Below are 23,384 nucleotides of genomic sequence, written 5' to 3'. Positions count from 1 at the left end.
AACTTACTTTAAAAGCATCGTTTAGCTTTGCGAAACAAACCTTCTTTAAACAGATTGTTGCTTCAGCTTGCTGACGAGCGCACTCAGTCCAAGCTCATAGCTTTGCCCGCCGAAGCCGGCAATTTGCCCGACTGCAACCGGGGCAATAACCGACACATGTCTGAACGCTTCCCGTTTATGAATATTCGACAAATGCACCTCGACAACCGGCAATGCGACCGTACTAAACGCATCGCGAAGCGCGTAGCTGTAATGAGTCAATGCTCCCGGGTTGATGAGAAAGCCATCCGCTATTCCGTAAGCGCTATGTATCCGGTCAATTAACGCGCCTTCGTGGTTCGATTGGAAAAACTCCAGCTCCACACCCAGCTCCGCAGCTTGATGCCGAAGCCTCTCTTCAATCTGAGGGAGCGTTTCCGTTCCGTACACGCCAGGCTCGCGGACGCCAAGCATATTCAAATTCGGTCCGTTCAACACAACGATTTTCAGCAAATTCGCACCTCCCAGTCGGCACACTATGCCGTAATGCCAAAGATCACAAGACATTTTACCACAAATGCCCGCCGCTTGAGAAGCCGAACTTGTTTAACGCGCGCCAATCGGCTCGCGAGAAGCCTCGTCCGTATATTCGAATGCGGTCGAATAACCGATAAACAGCCCCCACAGCATAAAAATGCACAGTTCGGTCGTCAACGTATTCCATCCCGCTTCCGTGATCGGCTTTGTCATTTGCAGCATCGGTCCGGTAAACACAAACAGAATGGCCCACCATAATAAGCCGTAAAGCACGCCTGGCCATGGTCCGCGAAGCTTGGCGAACAAGAAATAGTAAATCAGCGCGGCTATAATCGAAAACACAATAAAGCCGCTGATTCCGATTGTGATGCCCCAAGGCGACTTCAAAAAGCTGTTGCGGAAAAAAGGCTCAACCAGAAACCCGGGAAGCTCGACCGTAAAATTGATTTCATAGAGAAGCCACCGTACAACGCCCCAGAATAATCCGGCAAACAATCCGATCGTCAGCTCAAACAGCCACGGGTTCGTATGATGGTTTGCCGGATCGTCATAATCGCCTCGCCTTTTTTTAACTTGCGGTCCTTTGCTGTTATTCGCCGTGCTTTTTTGTGCCATCGATTAAACCTCGCTTCATTCGTGTAATGGTTCTATTATGCGAAAAACCAGACTCACCTAACCGCCATATCTGGAATCTTCGTTTCACGCTGCCGCTATCTTTCGCGTCGCTGCGTCCAGTGGCTTTTACACCATATATCAAGTACAATAGAAACAAAGCATAGACAGCGGCGTTCGGCGTTTGCCAGGACGGCGCAAGCAACTTAAGGATGGTGACGGGTCTCTTGTCTCAAAACTCCAAAAGCATTTATGGCGGACAAGCGGTAATTGAAGGCGTCATGTTTGCTGGAAAGCATGTAAATGTAACAGCGGTAAGACGTAAAAACGACGAAATCGTTTATCTTGAAGTGCCCAGAACGACGATCAATTGGGTTCAAAAGCTAAAGAAGATTCCGTTGGTGCGCGGTGTTGTCGGCATTATTGAGTCCAGTGCCAAAGGCTCGCAGCATTTGAACTTCTCTATGGAAACGTATGCGGAAGATGAAGCAGCCGAGGAGGCCGCTAAAAATCCGAAAGAAGCAGCTGCGATTGCTGAAGAAACAAAGAAGGAAAAGTCCGGATGGAGCTTGAGCATGATATTCGGCGTTGCGGTTGCCGGGGTTCTGTCGTTTATTTTCGGCAAATTAATTTTCACCGCAGCTCCCGCCGCGATTGAAAGTGTGCTGTTCGAGCATGTATTTGAGAATAAAGTCGGGCATAACCTTTTAGAGGGACTTATTAAAATTATTCTCCTTCTGGCTTATCTCTATTTCATGTCGATGACGCCAATCATTAAACGGCTGTTTCAATATCACGGGGCGGAGCACAAAGTGATTACCGCTTATGAAGCCGGCGACGAACTGACGGTCAGCAACGTGCAAAAGCACAGCAGGCTTCATTATCGCTGCGGCAGCAGCTTCATTATTTTCACAGTTATCGTAGGCGTCATTATTTACTCGCTGCCGATTTTTGATTGGGAAACGATTTGGGAACGCGTTTATATTCGCATTTTGCTTCTCCCGATTGTTCTCGGCCTTTCATATGAGGTGCTTCGCTGGACGAATGCGCTTCGCGATGTGCCGGTGCTTCGTTATCTCGGCTACCCGGGCTTGTGGCTTCAGCTGCTTACAACGAAAGAACCGAAAGACGATCAAGTCGCTGTATCGATCGCTTCCTTTAACCGGATGCGCGAATTGGATCAGCAGCTCAGTAAATCTTAATTTAGGTGGGTGGGCATAATGGGCAAATGGCCGCGAGGATGGAATGCTTCAACCGTAGTTGTCATCGTCTTGTTCATCATCGGACTGCTCTACGGATTCTCGTTAAACCCGAGCGGGTTTCTAATCCCCCTTATTGTTTTAGGCGCGATCTTCCTGCTTTATAAATATCCGCCGAACAAATGGGGATCGAATGCCCGTTCAAAACAGCCTTATGTCAAACAGAATCGTACGCAGCCTCGTCAGAAGCCGAAGTCGCGCACCGTTCCTTTTCGAGTGATCGACGGCGGCAAGGATGATGACGATACGCCGAAGTACCATTAACCAATTCAAAAAAGCCTGCCGCGCCGGCAGGCTTTTTTCTTTCTCATATGGGCTATTCCGAATTATCCAATTCGTCGCGGATGCTTCTTAACTCGTCCATGCGAACGGAATCACGGCGGAAATATTCCACAAGCGTCTCAATGCACGTAATTGAATCCCAGCTCAAGTGATGCTCAATGCCTTCAACATCGCGATAAATGTTCTCTTCCTGCACGCCGATCAGCGTCAGAAACGATTCGAGCAGTTGATGGCGGTCGACAAGCCTTTTCCCCATCTTCTTTCCCTTATTCGTAAGAACAAGCCCGCGGTATTTCTCATAGATCAAATAATTGTCTTTATCCAGCTTCTGAATCATCTTCGTAACGGAAGACGGATGCACTTCCAATCCTTCCGCAATATCCGATACGCGAGCGTATCCCTTCTCATCAATGAGCTTATAAATTCGTTCCAAATAGTCTTCCATGCTCGGAGTCGGCAATGAAGAACCCCCTAACTAAGCTTCTTACACCTTGTCTCCTCGGCGTTGCTTCTAGTATCATACACTGTATTCGAACGGCACTGCAACTTCAAAAGCCGAATTAAAATTTCAGCCACTCCGGCGTAATCTGATTAAGCCAGATCGTAATGGCTGTCATACGGTCGGTGAACAGTAAAACGCCCATCAGAATCATAATGCCTCCGCCGATCTTCATGACGAGCGACGAATATTTGAGCAGCCAACGAGCCGAACCGAGGAAAAAGGCGAGCGCAAAGAACGGGATAGCGAAGCCTAGCGCGTAAGCGGTCGTCAGTTGGAACCATGTGCCCGGCTCGGATGCTGCAAGCGCAAGAATCGCTGTGAGCGCAGGACCGATGCAAGGCGTCCAGCCTGCCGAGAAGCCGATGCCAAAAATAAACGAGCCGATAAAGCCCGATTTCTTCGTCGGATCGATTCGAAAACGACGTTCCTTCATCAGCACTTGCGGCTGAAAAATGCCAACGAGGAAAAGCCCCATCAGCACGATCAAAATAGCGGAAAGCTGGCGAATGATGGCCGCATACTCGCTGAAAAACTCGGCGAACACGTTTGAGCCGTAGCCCAGCGTGTAATAAACGGTGCAAAAGCCGAGAATAAAAAAAAGCGTATGAGTCATCGTACGAAGCCTCATTTTGCCCGAATGTTGATTCTGTCTTAAATCGCTTACGGAAATACCGGTTATGTAAGATAAATAGGACGGATATAATGGCAGGCAGCAGGGTGAAATAAATGAAGCAAAGCCGGCGCCGAACGCCAGCCAAATGTTAATGTCTGTCACTGAAACACACCTCTATTGCATGGTATGGCACTGTCTATTGTCGCACCGCAAACAATGCCTCTTATTTAATTGCCCGTCCGCATTCCGCGTTTCAACAGCATGAGCGCGAGCAATATCACGATGAGCAGCAATACAATCGTTCCGCCTGGCGCAAGGTTCCACACTCCGGCAATCAATAAACCGGCAACAACGGCAAGCTCGCCGATAACGACGACCGTAATGATGCTTTGGCGAAAGCTCCGGGCAATGATCAGGCTGCATGCCGCTGGGATCGTAAGCAAAGCCGATACGAGCAGTGCGCCGACAATTTTTATAGATGCGCTTATTACAAGTGCGGTAAGCACACTAATCATAACATTATAGAATCGGACGGGCAAGCCGCTGACAGCAGCCGCATCCTCGTCAAACGTCAGCAAAAACAGCTCTTTCAGCTGTGTCCACACTGCAACGAGAACAACAACCGTTACAACGGCGATCGTAATCAAGTCGGCTGAACCAAGCGTAAGGATACTGCCGAACAGATAGCCGTTTACATTAATATTAAAGCCTTTTCCCACAGTAAAAAGGATTGACGCGAGCGCTACGCCGCCCGACATTATAATCGCAATCGACAGCTCGGCATACGTCTTATAAGCCTTGCGCAGCTTCTCGATCGCAAATGATGCGGCGATAGCAAACAGCAACCCGATTGCTACCGGATAAACGCCAATGAGAAAGCCAAGCGCAACGCCCGCGATCGACACATGCGACAGCGTATCGCCAATCATAGACAGCCGCCGCAGCACCAGAAAAATGCCGATCAACGGGGCTGTTATCCCGATAATCATGCCTCCTAGCAGCGCGCGCTGAAAAAATTCAGTAGTGATGATCTCCAACTGCAACAACCTCTTTCCTGCTCTCCATTTGCTGACGCAAACCTTTAAGGCTATGCGTCAAATCATTTACGACACAATTTTGCAAATCATGGGAATGCTTCTTGTAAAATTTCAATTTGCCGCTCTCCGCCGCCGGTTGTTCACCCAAGTAGGAACGAATCATTTCCATATCATGCGACACCATTAAAAACGTAATGTTATGATGCTGATGCATATGCTTGATCATATGGAAGAAACCTTCCTGCGTTTCAATATCGATACCGACCGTCGGTTCATCAAGGATAAGCAGGGATGGATTATTAATGAGCGCTCTTGCAAGAAACACGCGCTGCTGCTGGCCGCCCGAAAGCTGTCCGATTCGTTTTGCCGCCAAATCTTCAATGTTCATCGCATGAAGCGCATCTTCGCATTTGATTTGATCGCTTTTTGTTATGCGGCGGAAAATTTTACTGCGCCCGTACAGGCCGGATAAAACTACTTCCTTTACGGTAGCGGGGAACAACGGATTAAAGGAATTTTTTTGCGGCACATAACCGATACGCTCCCAGGCCTTGAATTGCGACACCGGCTCGCCGAACAGGCGAATAACGCCGCTCTCTGGCTTGAGCAGACCTACAATCATTCGAAGCAGCGTCGTTTTCCCAGCGCCGTTCGAACCGATCAGCCCGATGAAATCACGTTCTTTTACGGAAAAATCGAGATCGGTAATGACACGCTGCTGCTGGTAGGAGAAGGTTACTTTCTCGAGCGTAATTATATCTTGATGACAAGCAGCCGCCTCGGCGCCGCCCGTTTGTACATGTTTCGTTAGCATCTTGCACCTCTTCTTTCCCAAACGTAAACGGAAAACTTATCTATAGACAAAAAGAGAAACCCGGCCCTCGGTCCGAGTTCGTCCTATCTCCCTATTGTAAAGCCTTAAGCAAATTTTGCAAATTGGCTTCCATCACTGTAATAAGGTTGTCTCCGTTTTTTTCTTGCTCAGGCGTCAGACCTTCCACCGGGTTAAGCACCAGCGTCTCGACATCCGCCTCGCTAGCCAGCGTATTCGCCAGTTCCGGAGAAACCAGTTCTTCAAAAAAGATATATGGAATATCATTCTCTTTGACGAACTTTGCAATTCGCAGCAAGTCCTGCGCTCTTGGCTCCGCGTCAGGCGACAAGCCCATGACCGCTGTTTGCTTCAGTCCGTAATCTCTCGCTAAGTAACCAAACGCTTGGTGTGATACGACGATATCTTTTCTAGCCGTATTCGACAATGCTTCGGTATACTTCGCATCCAGAGCTTCCAGCTTGTCTCGAAGCGCCTCGTAGTTGTTTTCATAATTGTCCTTGTGGGACGGATCGACTTGAACAAGGCTGCTTTTCACGTTTTCCGCCATGATGAGCATCGATTTCGGGCTAACCCACACATGCGGATCGACATCAAGAGCATGCTCATCACCGTCACTGTCAGCATTATGCTCGTCATGAGCCTCGCTATCTTCATGGCCTTCGTGCGCATCGTGCTCTTCTTCGCTCTCTGGGTTGCCTTGGATAAGCGTAATGCCTTTGCTCATTTCCGCCGTTATCAGCTTGCTGTCCTTCGACAAGCCTTCCAAGAAATCTTCCGTCCAGCCTTCCAATCCGGCGCCATTGTATAAAAATAATTGCGCTTTCGATGCGATATCGAGATCTTTGCTCTTCGGCGTCCAGTCATGCGGCTCAACGCCGGTTGGAATTAAATTAATGACATTTGTATAATCGCCGCCGATTTCCGATGCCAAATAATAAAGCGGATAAAAGCTGGTAACCACATTTGTCTTATTCTCGACAAGCTTACTGGAGTTGCTGCCGCACGCCGCTGCCGTTGCCGCTAAAATAATCAATAGCGCAAATGCGCTCAATCGTCTCATTCGTATAAAAGTATTCATATCGCAAGTCTCCATTCCTATGTGCTTGTTAGTAATCGTTACTATTACGATTTAAATTATACGAAGGAGAGTTCTGACTGTCAACACCATTATTCTCTCAATTGTTGGCTCCAAGCTATGCATCGCAGCGGAAGGTATATTTGTACTTCGGATCCGCCTCCTGCGCGTGCGCGACAGCTGGATTGGCCAGTCTTAGGTACAGTTGTACCTTAGACCACCATCAGCAGCTGATTCAACACGCGCTAAGGTACATTTGTACCTTGGATTCGCCTCCCGAGCAACAAAAAACCGCCGAAAAAATTAAAATTCGGCGGTTTTCATTCCGTTCATTATTTCACGATTGCACCGTTCGGCATTTCGTCCGGGACGGTTGCCAGCGTCAACTGGTCGCCATGCGACGCGGCTAGAATCATGCCTTGCGACAGTTCGCCGCGCAGTTTGACCGGCTTCAGGTTCGTCACGCAAATGACTTTGCGGCCAACCATCTGCTCCGGCGTATAAAACTTCGCAATGCCCGAAACGACCTGGCGCTGCTCATAGCCAAGATCAAGCTGCAGCTTAAGCAGCTTATCCGCTTTTTTCACCGGCTCGGCCGCGATGACTTGCGCAACGCGCAGCTCAACCTTGCCGAAGTCTTCAATGTTGATTTCCTCCTTCGGCTCAGCCGCAACCGGTTCAGCGGCCGAAGCAGCAGCACCCGCTTCCGGCGCTGCCTGCGCTTCCGGCTGTGCGGCAGCAGCAGCGCCGCCTCCCATAGCCGCGGCAATGTAGGCGACTTCTTCCGCCGCTTCCAAGCGAGGGAAGATCGGCGCGCCTTTGCTTACACGCGTGCCGCCAGGCAGCTCGCCGAACTGCTTAGCGCTATCCCAAGCGGTCAGCTCGCCTTCTTCAATGCCAAGCTGCTTCCACAGCTCGCGCGGCGCATGCGTCAAGAACGGCTGCAGCAAAATCGATGCGATGCGCAGCGACTCGGCCAAATGATGCATGACCGACGCCAGCTCATCGCGTTTGCTCTCGTCTTTCGCAAGCGCCCAAGGCTGAGTTTCGTCGATATATTTGTTCGTGCGGCTCACAAACTGCCAGATCGCAGCGAGCGCCACCGAAAACTCCATGTTTTCCATAGCCGTCTCAACTTGATCGATCGTTTGCACGGAAAGCTGCTGCAAATGCTCGTCGAATGCCGTCACCTTGCCGGCAAATGCCGGAATGCTGCCCTCGAAATATTTGTCGATCATCGCAACGGTACGGTTCAGCAAATTGCCAAGGTCGTTTGCCAGATCGAAATTGATCCGATCGACAAAGTTTTCCGGCGTAAACGTGCCGTCCGCTCCGAACGGCACTTCGCGCAGCAAGTAGTAGCGCACCGCATCAAGGCCGTAACGGTCGATGAGCGTAACAGGGTCAACGACATTGCCCTTTGATTTGGACATTTTGCCGTCTTTCATGAGCAGCCAGCCGTGCGCAAACACCTTTTTCGGCACCGGCAAGCCAAGCGCCATCAGCATGATCGGCCAGTAAATCGTATGGAAACGAACGATCTCCTTGCCGACGAGATGTACGTCAGCAGGCCAGAACTTTTCGAATTTGGCGCCTTCCTCGCCGTCAAGACCGTAGCCAAGCGCCGTAATATAATTGGAAAGCGCGTCGATCCATACATAAATGACATGCTTCGGATCGCCAGGCACTTTAACGCCCCACTCGAAGGTCGTGCGCGATACAGCCAAATCTTCCAAACCCGGCTTAATAAAGTTGTTAATCATTTCATTCTTGCGGGACTCCGGCTGAATGAAACCCGGGTTTTCCTCATAAAGCTTGAGCAGACGATCCGCATATTTGCTCATCCGGAAAAAATAGCTCTCTTCCTTCACAAGCTCCACAGGGCGACCGCAATCCGGACAATTGCCGCCTACAAGCTGCCGTTCCAGAAAGAACGATTCGCAAGGCGTGCAATACCAGCCCTCATATTCGCCTTTGTAAATATCGTCTTGCTTGAGCAATTGGTCGAAAATGCGTTCAACAACCGCTTTATGCCGGGGCTCTGTCGTACGAATAAAATCATCATTCGATATTTCCAGCTTGGTCCACAGCTCTTTAATGCCGACAACGATATCGTCCACAAATTGCTGCGGCGTCTTGCCTTTCTCCTCGGCCTTGCGTTCAATTTTTTGCCCATGTTCGTCAGTTCCGGTCAAATACCAAACCTCGTAGCCGCGCAGACGTTTATATCTAGCCATCGCATCGCCTGCTACCGTCGTGTATGCGTGTCCGATATGCAGCTTGTCGCTCGGATAATAAATTGGCGTCGTAATATAGAACGATTTGTTTGCTGTCATCTGAATTCCTCCTAAAAATCTTGTTAAATTGTGAAAACGCAAAAAACTCCCGTCCATCATGGGACGAGAGTTGACACTCACGCGGTACCACCCAAATTCCGATCTTGCCGCTCCAATCAATCGAGCAGGCATGATCGCTTCGTGGCCGTCTTTATTGACGGCAAGCCGATAACGCCGGCTTTGCGCCGCTCCCTTACCATTGCTGGCTCGAAAGCAGTTCCTCCAGGACCATATTCCGATGTTGTCCCATACCGGCTTGCACCGCTTTGCCCGGCTCTCTGTCATAGGACGGCGTTTCGCATTCATCGTACTTATCCGTTCATTGGAAGCATATATGCACTATATTCAAAATATACTCAAAACGGCGCCCCTCTGTCAACAATCCGCCTCTTCCGACACTTCCTGAGCAGGCGGAACGGGATCAAAACCGCCCGGATGGAACGGATGGCAACGCGCAATTCGTTTCGCAGCAAGCCAAGCGCCTCTGGCTGCTCCATGCTTCTCGATCGCTTCCAGCGCATACGCCGAACACGTCGGGTAAAACCGGCACGAAGGCGGCTTTAGCGGCGAAATGACTTTTCGATAAAAATGGATTGGACCTTGCAATACAATCTTTGCGGTACCCCTTCCGCCCATTAGCCTTCTCCGCCGGTTGTTTCTTCGGATTGGCAATCTTTGCAGTAGCCGAACACCTCAAACTTATGCTTGACGATTTTGAAATCATCGGGTGCGCTCGTCTGCTCCATCGGACAATAGGTAATCGGATAGGTTTTCCCGCATTGCAAGCAAATGAGATGGTGATGGTGATCATGCTCGCGGCAATGCAGCTTGAACTTCACGCCTTCCTCGAAAACGACTTGCTCCAGCACGCCAAGCTCTTCCATGACGCGCAAATTGCGGTATACCGTATCAAAGCTCAGACCGGCATACGATTTCCCCATATATTCATAAACGGCTTTTGGCGCCAAATAGCCCGGCGATTCAGCGAACAGCTTCGCCAGCGTTTTACGTTGATCGGTTATTCGCAAGCCCTGGCTTGCCATCTTCTGAACGATTTCCTCATAAGTATGCAAGGTATGAAACCTCCGGTTCATCAATCTTCTACTTCCATAATGCCGAAAAAAAAGACTCTCGTCAATGAGAGCCCTTTCTCTGCCACTGTTGCATATTTGTTGTTTAATCTAGCCGTTCAAGCGCATATTGATCAAAAAGCTGGCGCACATTGCGAGAAAGAGCAAAACCGAAATGGCCGCTGTCGCATTGCGTCCCCGCTTGGCGCGCTGCAGCTTGTCTTGATCGGCTCCCGCCGACTGTTCCTTAACCGAACGCTGCAAAAACAAAAATACGATAATCGAAACGACAAATAATATATTGATTAAAAACCAGATTGCAGTCCACTGCATATGTAAGTCCTCCTACAGGAACCACTTGTTTAATATAAGCATAAACACGATAAAGCTGACAATTGCGCCGCCAAAGCTGATCCAGCCCGCTTTAAAGCGCTGCTGAAACATTCTCAAAATCCCGAAGCTTAACAATCCGAAAATGAGCAATAAAAAAACGACTCCGAGTATGAATAGTACCGCCGAGACGCTGCTGACATCGACCAATGACACGACTTACACTCTCCTTAATTTTCCGTTCCGCTTGCTATATAGCATTATAAGGGATAGAGCGGCTATAATCCAGCTGTAAACCCGGTCGATTTCGTGACAAAAACGACCATTGCCTTCTGCCGGCTTACCGAGCCCGCTACCAGCGAATGGTCGTTTCATAATAGGTGCGTGTGCCTGGCCGCTTGCGCAGCTTCACCTGCAAAATTCCGTTTTTGACGAGTGCCCTGCATATGCGCGGCTTTACCGGCCTTGGCAGCTTAATCGTCTCCGTCCTGTTGTCCGGCAAGCCTTCCACCTTGATCCGATCCTCCCGAACGAACAATTTCAAATCGTCTCGTTTCGTGCCTGCCGGCAATGGAAATTTGACAAGTATAAAATGATGCGTTTCAAAGGTGGTCGCTTCCTCCGCGATCCCGTTCATCGCTTGAGCAGCTTCGGGCAGCGCTTTTGTCATCATTTTGCGAACAAATTGCTCGACCCAATCCGGCTCCTTCAATACTTCGAACCCTTTCGGCAGCTTCTGACCTTCCATCCATCGCTCCAAATCATCCCATTTTGAAGCCATAGCCCGCACCTCCCGTTGTAGCATATGCCGCTCTAGGCGCAGACGCTACATCCAGCCGAGACGGCTCGAGAGCAGTGAAATGTCAGCGGAACCTCTGGGCGAATGCCGCATACGATGTACGATAAATGCAAAACAATTTTCTCGAAAAGTCCAAGAGGTGATCCCGCATGCCAGCAGTAGTCGGATTTGTAAAATTCGTCAGTATCGGTTCCAGCTCCATCGTGCAGTTTGGCGATTCCGTGCAGTTGTCGCCTTCCAGCATTTCTAAAACTTACGCCGGATCAGGCTCTTTCCTAACCGGCAGTCTCGCCAACTCGAATAATGCCGTCAGTGCGACAAATACGCTGGACCCTGACGTGCAGGACGCAACGCAAAATGAAATCGGCAACGGAGTGAACCTCATATGAACTGGACGGTTCATCAGACCATTACGATAGGGCAGCTGCGCGTCGATAGCGTCTCGAACAGCTCCGTACTGCAAGTCGGAAGCGCAGGCTCGATCCGTTCTTTATCGCAGCTATACAATACAGGCGGGTTTACTGGCCCCGCCGCTCAGCTTGGCGAGGAAGACCCGCTTTCTCTCGTTCCCTTGCCAATTCCTTCGTAAACAGGAGGTTATCGTTCATGCAGCAGCAGCCGAACGGCTTCTCCCCATGGCAAGCATGGTCGCATGAGGTACAGCTAAAGCTTCAGCGGCAAGAAGCGCAAATACTGTCGCTTGAGCAACGGCTGGCCGCAGTGTGCGAGCAGCTGAAACAACTGGAAAACAAGCCGACATATAACATCGAAAATTTGCAATATCATTTCGATCAATTAAAGGTGGAAAAGCTGGAGGGCACGCTAAATATCGGCATGACGCCGCCAGGAGACAACTCGCTTCACGATGACATCGAGCAGTTGGCCGTACCGAATGTGAATGCCTATCCGAAAGCAGATTCCAGCATAACGCCGCCGGATGCTCCATTCGCCGAGGTTCGCGCAAAGCTGGATCGTTACCTGGAGGCCGACGCGCCGCAAAAGCTGATGCAATACGAAAAGGAAGTCGGGCTCCCGCTTGATCCTTACCATCGGCGGATGATCATAAACGACATCCGCAAGCAGCTTCCGACGCGGATTCAATACTATATGGAAAAAACCAAAAGCGATTTCTCGGATCTGACCGAAGAGGATATGAAAACCGTTCTGTTTGCCAAAACAGCCAAAGACGCCGACGCCGCTATGCTGCAATATTTGCGGCAGCTTCAAAATTCATAGCGATCTCATTCCTATACGGTTAATTTAGGAGGACTTTTCAAATGATTCATTTCACAGTCCATAATCATGCTTTAACTGTAGGCTCAATTGAACTGCTAGGCGTCTCTAGCGCCGCTTCTCTGCAAATAGGCGATACGAACTTTGTGACGCTCTATTCGATGTTCGATACGCCTCCGGAATCGCTTATCGTCGGGCCGCTTGCTCCATTTCCGGCGCCGGAGGGCGCAGGCGAAGCGCTCGGCGAATCATTGGAAGAAGAGGATGTCGATTAAGTCATGCAACCGAAATGCGATTCGCAGGAAACGGTTTTGGATCGGGACTTTCCGGTGCGCACAGCCGAAATCGGGTTTGTTAACATAGTAAGCGTCTCTTCGGCAGCGATTATCCAGTTTGGCGATCGGGGCGAATATACGCCGACGCTTACTGCCCTTGCCGTGCAGCGTGAAGAAAGCCATGCGACGGCCGGTCAAGTTTACTTTGAATCGTATTCGATTTTCAGCCGGCCGTTGCCTGTGCTGCAGGATCCCGCATTCGACACTTACGAATCGGTATCGATTGCAAGAAGCAACAGTACGCCGCGAATAAGCGTCGGCTGTATCATCATAACGGCTGTCGGCTCAAGCGCAAGCTTGCAAGCAGGCAACGCCATGCGCACTATGGCGGTGTCCCGAATCAAGCATATCCGCCAGTATAAAAAAACGAAAATGACGCCCGGCATATGCTAAGCTGCGCAAACCGCATTTTAACGCAATTCAGGATGGGCATTTGTTGAAATGCGAATATACCCGTACAAACGTCCAAGTCAAATGCGCGCCTCCTTCATACATTGTTTATGTGAGCTTGAGCTTCACACTCTCAATAATTTTAGGAGGTATGAACTGTGGGATACCCTGTAGCAGGCGCTAACGTTGGTTGCGGTAATGTAGGCGGTCTCTGGACGAGTACAGGCGTTGTTCTCGTTCTTTTCATCTTGCTTGTTATCATTCTGCGCTCTTGCTTCTGCTAATGCTTAGAAGCGGCAGCCAGTGCAGCCAAATAGGAATGAAAAAGGCTGGCCTTTTAATAAGGTCAGCCTTTTTTATCAAATAGCCGGCGAAGCCGACGCTTCTATTGGTTCAAGCTTTTGCCGCGAAAGCATTGGATCGAAATTCAGTAGGCAGCACACCGACAATATCGCGAAACAGCTTGCTGAAATATTTCTCATCCTCGAATCCGACAATAAAGGCAATTTCGTAAACCGGCGTATCGGTCTCAGCAAGAAGCGTTTTCGCTTTTTCGATACGCATGGCGCGCAGCATCACGCCGAAAGGTTCGCCCGCAAATCGGGAGAAGCATTGACTGAAGTAACTGCGGCTCATTTTGACATAGTCGGCGACATCGGTTTGCGTCAGTTTGCCGTTCGATTGATTTCGCATATACCTTACTGCGCGTATTAAGCAATACATCACTTCTTTGGAGAAGGAAAGCTCAAACATCCGACGCTGTGCATGATCGGAGAAACGCCTTAGCCATATTTTCCAATCCTTCCATGAACGGTTTGCCGCTATTTCGGCGGAAAGCAGCTCCGCCTCAGGCGGCTTCATCAACAATCCGCTCCATATGCGGCAAATGGCTTCGCCAAAGCCGACCAAGTGCTTCGCCTCCGGACGGCCTTGCTCAACCTTGCGTATAAAGGCTTCAAAATCCGGCACACTGAGCGTCCATTTCAAATCGAAGCCTTCAGTTTGCAGCTCGTCGATTGGCATCTGTCTGACGTCGGGACGAAGCCGCAGCTCTGTATACGACAGTTGAAGCAATCGATCGGAACATGGCATATAGAACAATTCATTCGCCAGCTTATCGCTAAAGACGCCTTTTACTTCCTCCAGCGGCTGATCAGCCAGGTCAGTAACCATTGCGAAATGCCATCGTTTGTTCAACGTTATGCCTAAATCACGTACAAGCTCCTGTTCCGGTGTCGGATGGATAAGGGGAATCATCCACAAATCGCCTGTTTGGACAAGCGAATTACGGCGAACAGCCTGCAATTGGAACAGCTCGTTTGCATTCGCATCCGGAACAGCCGGAGAAAGCAGCAATGCCGTTTTCGTTGGCACACGCTCCTCCTGCTCTTCCTGCGCGAAACCGCTTCTGCTATTGGCTTCCCAGCCGATCCGATCGACGATTCTGCCGATCACTTCATCTGCTGTATCGGGTTCCAGCAATGTCTTCACAATATAATCAATCGCTCCGAGGCGCAGCGCCTCTTGCACGTAATCAAATTCATGATGGCAGGTTAGTACAACGGACCGTATACGGGGAAAGCGGACTCTCACTTGTTTAATCAAATCAAATCCGGACATACCCGGCATCGTAATGTCGGTAAACAGCAAATCCGGCTCCGCTTGCTCAAGCAGCTCCAACGCAGACTTCCCGTCTGCCGCATCCCCAACGATAACGATGCCGAATGAGGACCAGTCGATCAATGAGATAAATCCTTTACGCACGAGCCTTTCATCGTCGACTACTACCGCTTTAATCATGGCCATCCTCCTTCGGTCAGCATTCATGTATATTCATATCATTGATAGCGATTTCATAATAAACGATGGCAAATAGATTTAATAATTATTTATCTTACAGTCGGAATTTTCATTATACAACCGATAGTCGAATCCATCTATACCGACAGGATACAAAAGCCCGCTCGAGGCGGGCTTTGTACAACTGCATTTTACTTCCATATTACTTTTTACGGTATTCGAACACTTTTTTGTTTTGCTCGATGTTCCAAGCCAGAACCTCGTCATAGCCAAGGCCTTTTGCTTTTTCGATCATTTCTTTTTTCAGCTTCTCGAATTCGGCTTCGTTTTTCGCGAATACCATTTTCCAAGAGAACTGACGAATTACTTGAGCGACTTGACCTTTCTTTTGCTCCAGTTCAGGAGCGATAACTTCTGGCGGAGTACCAGTGAAGAGCGGCTTCATAACAGCCAGCTTGTTGTTTTTCTCCAGCCATTCTTTCGCCGTCAGAGCGCCCATTGCGCTTCTCCAGCTTTCTTCCACTTTCGTCGGTTCTCTTTCGAGCGTCGACGTCCACAATTGATAGTCATACGGTTCGCCAGTCAAAGGATTGACTGTAGTTGTTTTGAAGGTAGTGTTGTTGATTTGGTTACGGCCGTCTTTCCAAGTGCCGCCGCCGAACTCTGCAGGTACCGCTTCTTCGTTTGCAGGCATTGCTTTGAGACCGAACTCCGTCAACGCCGGTTTGCCGTCTTTCAGCTCCCAAGCCAGACCTTCAGGACCGTTGTTCGCGATCATGAAACCTTCCGGGCTGTACAGCCAGTCGAGGAATTCCATTACGCGCTCCGGATGTTTCGCTTTCGAACCGATTGCATATACACGGTTGCCGCCGTATGGGTCGAAGCCGTACGAGAATGTGCGCTCTTCTTCGAATGGAACAATTGCGAAGCCTTTGCCTGCTTCTCTGTGCTCTGGCGTGTCGAAGCTGTCATCCGACCATGGGAACCAAGTGAAGAGAATTTGGCCATCTTTCATTTTGTTTATGAAGTCGTCGAATTTTTGCGTAGGTGAATCCGGGTCAACGAGGCCCATTTGATTCGCGTCAAAGTACAATTTCAGAGCGCGCAGGTAGTAGCCGTCTTCGTCCAGGACGCCTTGTACGTCGTCCGTGTCAGCGGAGATCAGCGAGAAGCCGCCAGGGTTGAAGCCGTCGCCTTCATCATAGCCGTGCAAGCCAGCCCATGCTTTCGTATTCATCATCATGTTGCCGTCCCAATCCGCCCACATCGAGAACGCGTAAGTCGGACGTCCGGAATCGGATTTAGGCTCCAGCTCTTGCATTTGCTTCAGAACCGGCAGGTAATCTTCCATTTTTGTAATCGTCGGACGTCCCAATTTTTCGTACAGGTCCCAACGAAGGTTTGGATGGTACGTCAGCTCTTTTGCTTCAGACGGACCCGGTTTGTCTTCGCCGACATCGAAGCCGATGCCGTAAACGCTCGAGCCGCCGCCGAAGTTGGCTTTATTTTTTTCGATTGCTTTAGGCGCATATTGCAAAATGTTTTTACCGTAGTTGTCGAGCAAGCCGTCTTTCGTCCAGTCAACGATCATGCCGGCTTTAATGGCGTCCAAATATTTTTGGCCGTCATCGCCGAATACGACAAGGTCGCCGAGGTCGCCGGAAGCCATCATTGCAGCGAATTTCACGTCGCCGCCGCCTTCAAGGTTGGACGCGATAATGTTCAAGTTAATATTGAATTTGTCTTTAATGACTTTCGCGAACCAGCCTGTTTGCTCGCCGGAGAAGTTCGAAAGCATCGAGAATACGTCAAGTGTAATTTCCTCGCGCGGCGCTTCTGTCGGCTCCGTCGAAGCCGTATCCGACGCAGTCGGTTTTTCCGACGGCGTGTTGCTCCCTCCGTTATTGTTTTTCGAACACGCGGCTGCCATCGTAAAGACGATAATTAGCGATAATGCAATCATTATACTTTTGCGAATTGAGGTCACGCGGTTTGCCTCCCTTTTTATAAATGGACGATTTGTTGTGTTATGCCTGTTCCAGCTGCAATTCCGTTCGGTTCCCTTCACCTCCCTTCAAATTGCCTGCTTATAGCAAATCATCTCATTAGCCTTTTACTGCGCCGATCATCATGCCTTTTACAAAGTAACGCTGGAAGAACGGATAAACGAACAGAATTGGCAGCACGACGATCATCGAAACGGTAGAACGAATAGATGTAGGCGTCTGCTTATTCGTTAAATCAAGACCGCTCAGCGCCCCTTGCGAGTTGCGGATAATGGCCGCCAGCGACGTCGATTCGTTCAAATATTTGTACAGCACGAATTGCAGCGTATAGTATTTGTTTTCGGTCATCAGGAAGAGCGTATCCGTGAACGAGTTCCATTGCGATACAGCTGAGAATATCGCGATCGTCGCCAAAATCGGCATCGTTAGCGGAAGTATGATTTTCGAGAAAATCGTTAAGTACCCTGCACCGTCAATTTCCGCCGATTCCTGAAGCACCTCGGGGATGGACTCGATAAATGTTTTGACCAGAATAATATTGAATGGCGATACAATCGCAGGCAAAATGTAAGCGAGGTAATTGTTCGTCATGTTCAAATTCATCATAATGATGTACCAAGGAATGATGCCTGCGTTGAAGTACATCGTAATGATCGTAAATCGATACCAGTATTTGCGTCCCCACATTTTGTTTTTCGTAAATAGATAGCCGAGAAACGCCGATGCGAGTACAGTGAGCAGTGTGCCGATAACTGTTCTGCCGACGGAAACGAGCGCTGCGTCAGCAAGTCCTTTCAGCTTGAGCACTTCCATATAGTTCGTAAAATGAATGACCTTCGGATAGAACGTGACAAGCCCTCTGGAACTGAGATCGTTGCTGCTGATCGTGTTAATGAACAAATAGTAGAACGGGAATACGCACAAGAGCGTAAATAAACCGAAGACCGTATAGTTAACCGAATGAAACAGCCAATCGCCAAGTGATCGTTTCAAGCGCATGGATATCCTCCTTTATCAAATAATCGATTCGCCGCGGACGAGTTTGGACATCGAATTGGCGAAGAACAGAAGCATAATACTAACAAGTGATTTCAACATGCTGATGGCTGTCGCGAACGAGAAGTTAAAGCCAAGCAAGCCGGTATTGTACACATACAAATCAAGCACTTCGATATGGTCTTTATTGATCGGATTCTGGAAGACGAAAAACTGTTCCAAACCGTTATTGATAAAGTTAGCGATGGACAAGAGCAGTAAGACAAAGAACGTTGGCATAATGCCTGGAACGGTAATATGCCAGATCATCCGGAAGCGTCCTGCACCGTCAACCTTTGCTGCGTCATACAATTCTTGATCAATAGAAGAAATCGCTGCCATATACAAAATTGCGCCCCAGCCTAGCCCCTTCCAAATGCCCCATAGCGTCATCGAAAGCCAAGTATGATTGTCTGATGCCAGGTAATTGATCGGTGCATCTTGTAAGCCAAGATTAATCATCAATTTATTGATAATACCGCTGTCGGTATTAAACATCATGAATGCGATCGAATAGACAAGCACCCAGCTAATGAAGTTCGGAAGCGTCGTCAGCACTTGCACCAGCTTTTTGTACCAGACCGATTTGATCTCCGTCAGCAAGACGGCAAATATAACAGGAAAAATTGAAGTGATAATGCCCAGAGCGCTCATCGCAAACGTATTCCTCATAACGCGAAGCACTTCTTGTGTTTGCGTTGGGCTTGAGATAATCGATTTGAACCATTGGAGGCCTACAAACTCTGTCTCGCCAAGCGAGAAGCCCGGGCGGTAATTGTAGAACGAGTAAACCCATCCATAAAGCGGAAAATAACTAAACACCAAAATCAGAATCAAAAATGGAAGCGCGAACAAAAACAACCGATAGCGATCCGGGATGAGGCTGCCTCTTTGTCTTGCCAGCGATCCTTGCGTATGATGGACCGTTTTCATGATATCCCCCCGAGTAAATAAGTTTTGCTTGCTAAGCTCTGACCTTTGCAAACGTTTACGTCTAGCTTTCTATGGATTATATAGTAAACGCTTTCTTTGGTAATACGAGAGGGATAGCCGTCTCCATCGTTGCGGAAACCGTTTACATCTATCGAACAAAATTCACCCCTCCAGGAAACCGTTTTCATACTTGAAAACAAAAGTCTCATTTAACTAGTGAACAATAGTCGCCAACCTGCTGTTTATCGATAATTGAAAAACCGACTTCACCTCTTGGAACATATGTTCGATTTTAGTGGGAGTTAGATTAATGAATAAGGTTTAAATGAACAACGGAGGGGGTTATTTGCTTAATCGCTATGATCAGCTCACAAACTTTCTAGTAGAGGCAAAGAGAAAAACTTACGCATCCCAGGGTGACGATGCATCGGTACAGCCATTATTAAACGGTTCGAAACAGCTGGAATACCGCAATGGCGATTACTTTTGTTTTCGATAACGAACACGAAGGAGCTCTTGAATGCTTTTATGGGAAAGAAATTATTTCTCTTGAAGGCCAAAAGGTATATGAATTGCATTACAATGGCGGGATCGTGAGATAAATACACTCAATAATAATGGCGCCACAGGATAATCCCTGTGACGCCATTATTGACAGCTTATTACGGAGCCGCTGCGTATTTCTCTCCTCCGCCTATTAGGGCTTCGAAATTGTGACTAATCGAAGCTTCCTGTATATGCGCATACGCCCAGTGCTGCTCCGAAACATCGCTCCATTTGGACGGTGCTCCAGACAACGGACCTCGGTCAAGCAGACGGTTGATGGTGACAACCGCCTCTGCTCGGGTCAGCGGCTGATCCGGCCGGAAGGTACCGTCCGAATATCCGCTCATTATTCCCGCCGACTGTGCTTCAACTATTGCCCCCTGCGCCCAATGTCCGCTTATATCCATGAAACTGCCGTCCGTTACGCTGTCGCTCGCATTCGTAATCCGTGCAATTATTGCCGCCATCTCTGCGCGGCTAATCTGTTGATCCGGCTTAAAGCTGCCGTCCGGATAACCTGTCATCAGTCCGAGCATTGTCGCTTCGCCAATCTCATTTTTCGCCCAATGCGTTTGAGCTACGTCTAAATAGGCAATGCCGTCCGCTCTGCCGCCTTTGCCAATAACGCGTACGAGCATCGCCGCCATTTCCGCGCGAGTAATGCTGCGTTCAGGTCCGAAGCTGCCATCCGGATAGCCATGGATGTATGCTTCATGCAGATCGCTCTCTCCGTTAAGCAGCTGTGACCAGCCTTCCATGTGCACAATTGTAAACGTGCTGAACTTGTTGATCGTAAACTGAATGCTTAGCTTTCCGGAACGGTCATATGCAACAACTTCGCCTTTGGCCAGCTCGATCTCCCCATCGCTGTGCTCGATGTATACGCCCATATCCAAAAGCTCCGCTTCGCTATAGGAACGTTCTTCGAGCGGCAGCACTAACGTGACCTGACGACTTTGCATATTCGTCTCAATCGTCATCGGCCGACCGATAATGTTGATATGTTCAGCATTGTCATCAAACGCTTCCCGAACGACTTGCTCCGTCTGTGCGCGCAATTCGATTTCTTCCTGTTTCGACTTCTCTTTAACCGGCACGACGCGGAAATAGATATCTTCCGTCAATCCTTGCAGCGAATCGTTCGGAATAATAATTTTTGCATTCGCTGTATTAATTTCCAGGCTTACGCCGCCTTCTGCAAGCAACCGCGCCGAAGCTTTCGGAATGATAACATTTAGCTCCGACACTTCGTCTTTCGGATCCGGAATAACAATGGTTGCCCGATTGGATCCAGCAGCCGCAAGCTGCTGAATCGTCCGCTCCGCCTGCTCAGAACCGAATGTCACTGCATCTTCAACCCGCCCATTCACATCCGTCGTGCGGACTATCTCAGCGGTTGCTACGACCGCTCCGGCATTGCCGCCTTGCTCCACATTCACCGTAATGATCTGGGTCTGTGAAGAGCCGGTGCTTGAATCAGATGGCATGCTCTTCTTTTTATAACTCACGCTGCTTCCGTCTGTCGTTGCGGTTACTTGTGCGCCAATATAGTTTTCCATATCGCTGAAATCGATAGTGAAGGCAACCTTACCTTCAACTTCTTCGCCAGTAAAGGTGTAGTCTGCCGAGTAGCTGTTCTCACCTAGCGATATCACGTTTGCCGCTTGTCCCGCAATCGTCGCAGCCGGCAGACCCTTGAGCTCCTTATTCGCCGTAAAGGTCAGCGTCACCGTATCCCCAGTCCTTGCAACCGTCGGTTTTGTGTTGCTGCTTGCAATATGCACTGTGTTAAGTACCGGCAAAACGCCCGATTGCGGTGTAGCGCTTGCCTCTGTGGAAGACACGACATCCCCAAAGACATCAATTGCTTTCACCACGAAGTAGTACGTCGTGCCGTTCTCCAAATCCGCAACACTATAGTCGAATGTTTCGCCTGTCACCGTATAGTCTAGAATGCTGCCGTAGACGCCGCTTTCCGTACTTTGATAAATGTCATAGCTTGTCGCCCCCGCAACAGCACTCCAGTCCAAATCAATGTGTTCATTTCCGCCTTCCGCAGAAAGCGTAAACGGAGCCGAGTGCGCAAGCCAGTTCCACTGTGCATACAACCTCACATTGCCGGTTCCCATGCTGAAATTATCACCCTCGGCATATGACGTCCCCTTGCCGTCTGCTTGCGTATTCCAACCTGAGAACGTATAGCCCTCCTTCGTCAAGCTGCCTGTATTATTCTGAACGGTAACTGCCGTTCCTCCCAAATAGGAGTTGCTGTCAGTCGGAACGCTTCCTCCGGTACTGCCATTGCCGATATACGTCACCGTATATTCCTCGCGCGTTACAATTACGGTATATGTCTCCGACGTCGTTCCGTCCTGCGCCGTCACCTTAATTGTCACCGTGCTGCTTCCGCCGCTAAAACCGATATCTTCTGACGTTTCGCCTCTAGTTACAGGTGTTTCGTTCACAGTTACAGTCGCATAGTTATCGCTGGCAATCGGCGTTACTGTGAATGTATCGTCATCTGCAACTGCTGTATATTCTGTCACTCCAGACGCAAACGCAGGGCTAAGTACCCCGTCCGACAAGGTCAGGCTGCTCAAATATGCATTGCTGGAAGCTGGTCCAACTTTTCGTATCCGCGAATTGTTCGTGTCTGGAATATACATATCGCCGTTGCTGTCCACGGCAACTCCATACGGATAATACAAACTGGCCGACGTTGGCTCGACTCCATCACCCGAGTAGCCAGGCGCACCGCTGCCCGCTGCTGTACTGATAATCCCATCAGCATCTATTTTCCGAATCTGCTGATAAGTCGAAATATATACATTTCCGCTGTTATCTACTGCAACTCCAAGCGGTTGTATAACTGCGGCCGATGTCGCCAACCCTCCGTCTCCCGAAATATTCGCAACACCTGTTCCTGCCACCGTGCTGATGTTACCGGCTGTATCTACTTTCCGAATCCGGTTATTGCCATAATCCGCGATATATAAATTTCCGCTATTGTCCACAGCTACTCCATACGGATGATTCAAATGGGCTGATGTCGCCAGTCCTCCGTCACCAGAATAGTCTGTGGTTCCTGTACCTGCCACCGTGCTGATATTTCCGGAAGTATCTATCTTCCGAATCCTGGGGTAAGCGACATCCGAAAAAAACACATTTCCGCTGCTGTCGACAGCGATTCCTTGCACGTTGCCTAACGTGGCTGATGTTGCCAATCCTCCGTCTCCCGAATAGCCAAAACCTCCTGTACCCGCTACCTTGCTAATATTCCCGGCTGTATCTACCATTCGAATCCGAGAGTTGCCTGTGTCCGTAATATATAAATTCCCGCTGCTGTCGACAGCAACTCCACTCGGATAACTCAATTTGGCCGACGTTGCAGCCCCTCCGTCACCCGAATAGCCGGCTTCACCCGTTCCCGCCACCGTGCTGATATTCCCGAATGAATCCACCTTTCGAATCCGATGGTTTGAACTGTCCGCTATATAAAGATTTCCGCTGCTGTCGACAGCAACTCCCTTAGGAGTATTGATTTGGGCCAGCGTTGCTGCCCCAGCGTCCCCCGAGTAGCCCGCTGAACCTGTGCCAGCCACAGTATGGATCAATGTGCTGCTAGCGGCGTATGCTTGATCCCCGGATAGATCGGGAAGCAATACCGCGACCATCAAGAAACAGAGCACAGACGTTGTCAGCTTTTTTGCCTTTATTCGCATCCTAGTATAAACGGTCATTCCAGTTCCTCCTCAAGGTATGTAGTTCCTCATACACGCAAGGCCTATTCTACCTCGGGGTTCTCTCAAAATTCTCACAAAAGAAGAGACCGTCCATCCG

26 protein-coding genes are annotated in these 23,384 nt (G+C 49.4%); 8 read left to right on the top strand and 18 right to left on the bottom strand.

The genetic code is table 11. The features are described from left to right. Window positions 1-45 precede the first annotated feature (45 nt). Entirely contained in the window at window positions 46-492 is a 447-nt protein-coding gene (aroQ, locus tag GOM71_RS12435; RefSeq protein WP_156281493.1) for a type II 3-dehydroquinate dehydratase, read from the bottom strand. A gap of 93 nt (window positions 493-585) precedes the next feature. Beyond that, a complete protein-coding gene (locus tag GOM71_RS12430; protein WP_156281492.1) occupies window positions 586-1,131 on the bottom strand; it encodes a YqhR family membrane protein in 546 nt (181 codons plus the stop codon). 209 nt (window positions 1,132-1,340) lie between these two features. On the opposite strand from GOM71_RS12430, the gene GOM71_RS12425 reads away from it, so the two are divergent. Further along, the gene (locus GOM71_RS12425; RefSeq protein WP_156281491.1) at window positions 1,341-2,330 is read left to right on the top strand and encodes a DUF1385 domain-containing protein; all 990 of its coding nucleotides are present in this window, start codon (window positions 1,341-1,343) and stop codon (window positions 2,328-2,330) included. 18 nt (window positions 2,331-2,348) lie between these two features. Continuing rightward, a complete protein-coding gene (locus GOM71_RS12420) occupies window positions 2,349-2,651 on the top strand; it encodes a hypothetical protein (RefSeq protein WP_156281489.1) in 303 nt (100 codons plus the stop codon). A gap of 52 nt (window positions 2,652-2,703) precedes the next feature. On the opposite strand, the gene mntR is transcribed toward GOM71_RS12420, so the two are convergent. The 11 genes from mntR to GOM71_RS12365 form a co-directional block, all read right to left on the bottom strand. Next, a complete protein-coding gene (gene mntR / locus GOM71_RS12415; RefSeq protein WP_156281487.1) occupies window positions 2,704-3,129 on the bottom strand; it encodes a transcriptional regulator MntR in 426 nt (141 codons plus the stop codon). Between the two features lie 100 nt (window positions 3,130-3,229). Beyond that, window positions 3,230-3,946 (bottom strand): cytochrome c biogenesis CcdA family protein, encoded by a 717-nt coding sequence (locus GOM71_RS12410; protein ID WP_367649572.1) that lies wholly within the window; start codon window positions 3,944-3,946, stop codon window positions 3,230-3,232. 65 nt (window positions 3,947-4,011) lie between these two features. Continuing rightward, entirely contained in the window at window positions 4,012-4,821 is an 810-nt protein-coding gene (locus GOM71_RS12405; RefSeq protein WP_156281485.1) for a metal ABC transporter permease, read from the bottom strand. Further along, complete coding sequence (locus GOM71_RS12400; protein ID WP_156281483.1) at window positions 4,802-5,635, bottom strand: metal ABC transporter ATP-binding protein; 834 nt, start codon at window positions 5,633-5,635, stop codon at window positions 4,802-4,804. The genes GOM71_RS12405 and GOM71_RS12400 overlap by 20 nt, the downstream gene beginning before the upstream one ends. A 91-nt stretch (window positions 5,636-5,726) precedes the next feature. Further along, a complete protein-coding gene (locus tag GOM71_RS12395; RefSeq protein ID WP_156281558.1) occupies window positions 5,727-6,716 on the bottom strand; it encodes a metal ABC transporter solute-binding protein, Zn/Mn family in 990 nt (329 codons plus the stop codon). Between the two features lie 347 nt (window positions 6,717-7,063). Further along, complete coding sequence (metG, locus tag GOM71_RS12390) at window positions 7,064-9,067, bottom strand: methionine--tRNA ligase (protein ID WP_156281481.1); 2,004 nt, start codon at window positions 9,065-9,067, stop codon at window positions 7,064-7,066. Between the two features lie 375 nt (window positions 9,068-9,442). Then, window positions 9,443-9,703, bottom strand: coding sequence for a membrane protein insertion efficiency factor YidD (gene yidD, locus GOM71_RS12385; protein WP_156281479.1), 261 nt, complete (start codon window positions 9,701-9,703; stop codon window positions 9,443-9,445). Further along, complete coding sequence (locus GOM71_RS12380) at window positions 9,703-10,161, bottom strand: Fur family transcriptional regulator (RefSeq protein WP_483311039.1); 459 nt, start codon at window positions 10,159-10,161, stop codon at window positions 9,703-9,705. The genes yidD and GOM71_RS12380 overlap by 1 nt, the downstream gene beginning before the upstream one ends. 87 nt (window positions 10,162-10,248) lie before the next feature. Beyond that, window positions 10,249-10,470 carry a hypothetical protein gene (locus GOM71_RS12375; protein WP_156281475.1) on the bottom strand — a complete coding sequence of 74 codons (222 nt, stop codon included), beginning with the start codon at window positions 10,468-10,470 and terminating at the stop codon, window positions 10,249-10,251. A gap of 12 nt (window positions 10,471-10,482) precedes the next feature. Then, window positions 10,483-10,683 (bottom strand): hypothetical protein, encoded by a 201-nt coding sequence (locus tag GOM71_RS12370; protein WP_367649571.1) that lies wholly within the window; start codon window positions 10,681-10,683, stop codon window positions 10,483-10,485. A gap of 136 nt (window positions 10,684-10,819) precedes the next feature. After that, complete coding sequence (locus tag GOM71_RS12365) at window positions 10,820-11,248, bottom strand: Hsp20/alpha crystallin family protein (protein WP_156281473.1); 429 nt, start codon at window positions 11,246-11,248, stop codon at window positions 10,820-10,822. Window positions 11,249-11,415: 167 nt separating this feature from the next. On the opposite strand from GOM71_RS12365, the gene GOM71_RS12360 reads away from it, so the two are divergent. The 5 genes from GOM71_RS12360 to GOM71_RS12340 are packed head-to-tail and all read left to right on the top strand — an operon-like array spanning window position 11,416 to window position 13,227. Beyond that, window positions 11,416-11,655: a spore germination protein gene (locus tag GOM71_RS12360; protein ID WP_156281471.1), complete on the top strand. Its 240-nt coding sequence runs from the start codon at window positions 11,416-11,418 to the stop codon at window positions 11,653-11,655. Continuing rightward, window positions 11,652-11,855, top strand: coding sequence for a spore germination protein GerPB (locus tag GOM71_RS12355; protein WP_156281469.1), 204 nt, complete (start codon window positions 11,652-11,654; stop codon window positions 11,853-11,855). Before GOM71_RS12360 ends, GOM71_RS12355 begins: the two co-directional genes overlap by 4 nt. 17 nt (window positions 11,856-11,872) lie before the next feature. Continuing rightward, a complete protein-coding gene (gerPC, locus tag GOM71_RS12350; RefSeq protein WP_156281467.1) occupies window positions 11,873-12,502 on the top strand; it encodes a spore germination protein GerPC in 630 nt (209 codons plus the stop codon). A 41-nt stretch (window positions 12,503-12,543) separates the two neighbouring features. Beyond that, window positions 12,544-12,774 carry a hypothetical protein gene (locus GOM71_RS12345; protein WP_156281465.1) on the top strand — a complete coding sequence of 77 codons (231 nt, stop codon included), beginning with the start codon at window positions 12,544-12,546 and terminating at the stop codon, window positions 12,772-12,774. A gap of 3 nt (window positions 12,775-12,777) precedes the next feature. Next, entirely contained in the window at window positions 12,778-13,227 is a 450-nt protein-coding gene (locus GOM71_RS12340; RefSeq protein WP_156281463.1) for a spore germination protein GerPE, read from the top strand. A gap of 390 nt (window positions 13,228-13,617) precedes the next feature. On the opposite strand, the gene GOM71_RS12335 is transcribed toward GOM71_RS12340, so the two are convergent. From GOM71_RS12335 to GOM71_RS12320, 4 genes are all read right to left on the bottom strand, one after another. Continuing rightward, window positions 13,618-15,024, bottom strand: a complete 1,407-nt coding sequence (locus GOM71_RS12335) for a response regulator transcription factor (RefSeq protein WP_173275546.1) — start codon at window positions 15,022-15,024, stop codon at window positions 13,618-13,620. Window positions 15,025-15,226: 202 nt separating this feature from the next. Continuing rightward, a complete protein-coding gene (locus GOM71_RS12330) occupies window positions 15,227-17,011 on the bottom strand; it encodes an extracellular solute-binding protein (protein ID WP_367649570.1) in 1,785 nt (594 codons plus the stop codon). Window positions 17,012-17,129: 118 nt separating this feature from the next. Next, window positions 17,130-18,029, bottom strand: coding sequence for a carbohydrate ABC transporter permease (locus tag GOM71_RS12325; RefSeq protein WP_156281459.1), 900 nt, complete (start codon window positions 18,027-18,029; stop codon window positions 17,130-17,132). 15 nt (window positions 18,030-18,044) lie between these two features. Further along, window positions 18,045-18,998 (bottom strand): ABC transporter permease, encoded by a 954-nt coding sequence (locus GOM71_RS12320; protein WP_156281457.1) that lies wholly within the window; start codon window positions 18,996-18,998, stop codon window positions 18,045-18,047. 473 nt (window positions 18,999-19,471) lie between these two features. Here GOM71_RS12320 and GOM71_RS24435 point away from each other — a divergent pair, with 473 nt between their 5' ends. Then, window positions 19,472-19,600 (top strand): DUF5680 domain-containing protein, encoded by a 129-nt coding sequence (locus GOM71_RS24435; RefSeq protein ID WP_253944816.1) that lies wholly within the window; start codon window positions 19,472-19,474, stop codon window positions 19,598-19,600. 60 nt (window positions 19,601-19,660) lie between these two features. Here the strand turns inward: GOM71_RS24435 and GOM71_RS24100 are convergent, their stop codons facing one another. Continuing rightward, the gene (locus tag GOM71_RS24100) at window positions 19,661-23,284 is read right to left on the bottom strand and encodes an NHL domain-containing protein (RefSeq protein WP_216651749.1); all 3,624 of its coding nucleotides are present in this window, start codon (window positions 23,282-23,284) and stop codon (window positions 19,661-19,663) included. Between the last annotated feature and the right edge of the window lie 100 nt (window positions 23,285-23,384).

Origin of the sequence: Paenibacillus sp. NEAU-GSW1 (assembly GCF_009737085.1) — a bacterium.
Taxonomy (GTDB): domain Bacteria; phylum Bacillota; class Bacilli; order Paenibacillales; family Paenibacillaceae; genus Pristimantibacillus.
Note: the sequence above shows the minus strand (reverse complement) of the source record. Positions and strands in the feature narration are given on the sequence as shown.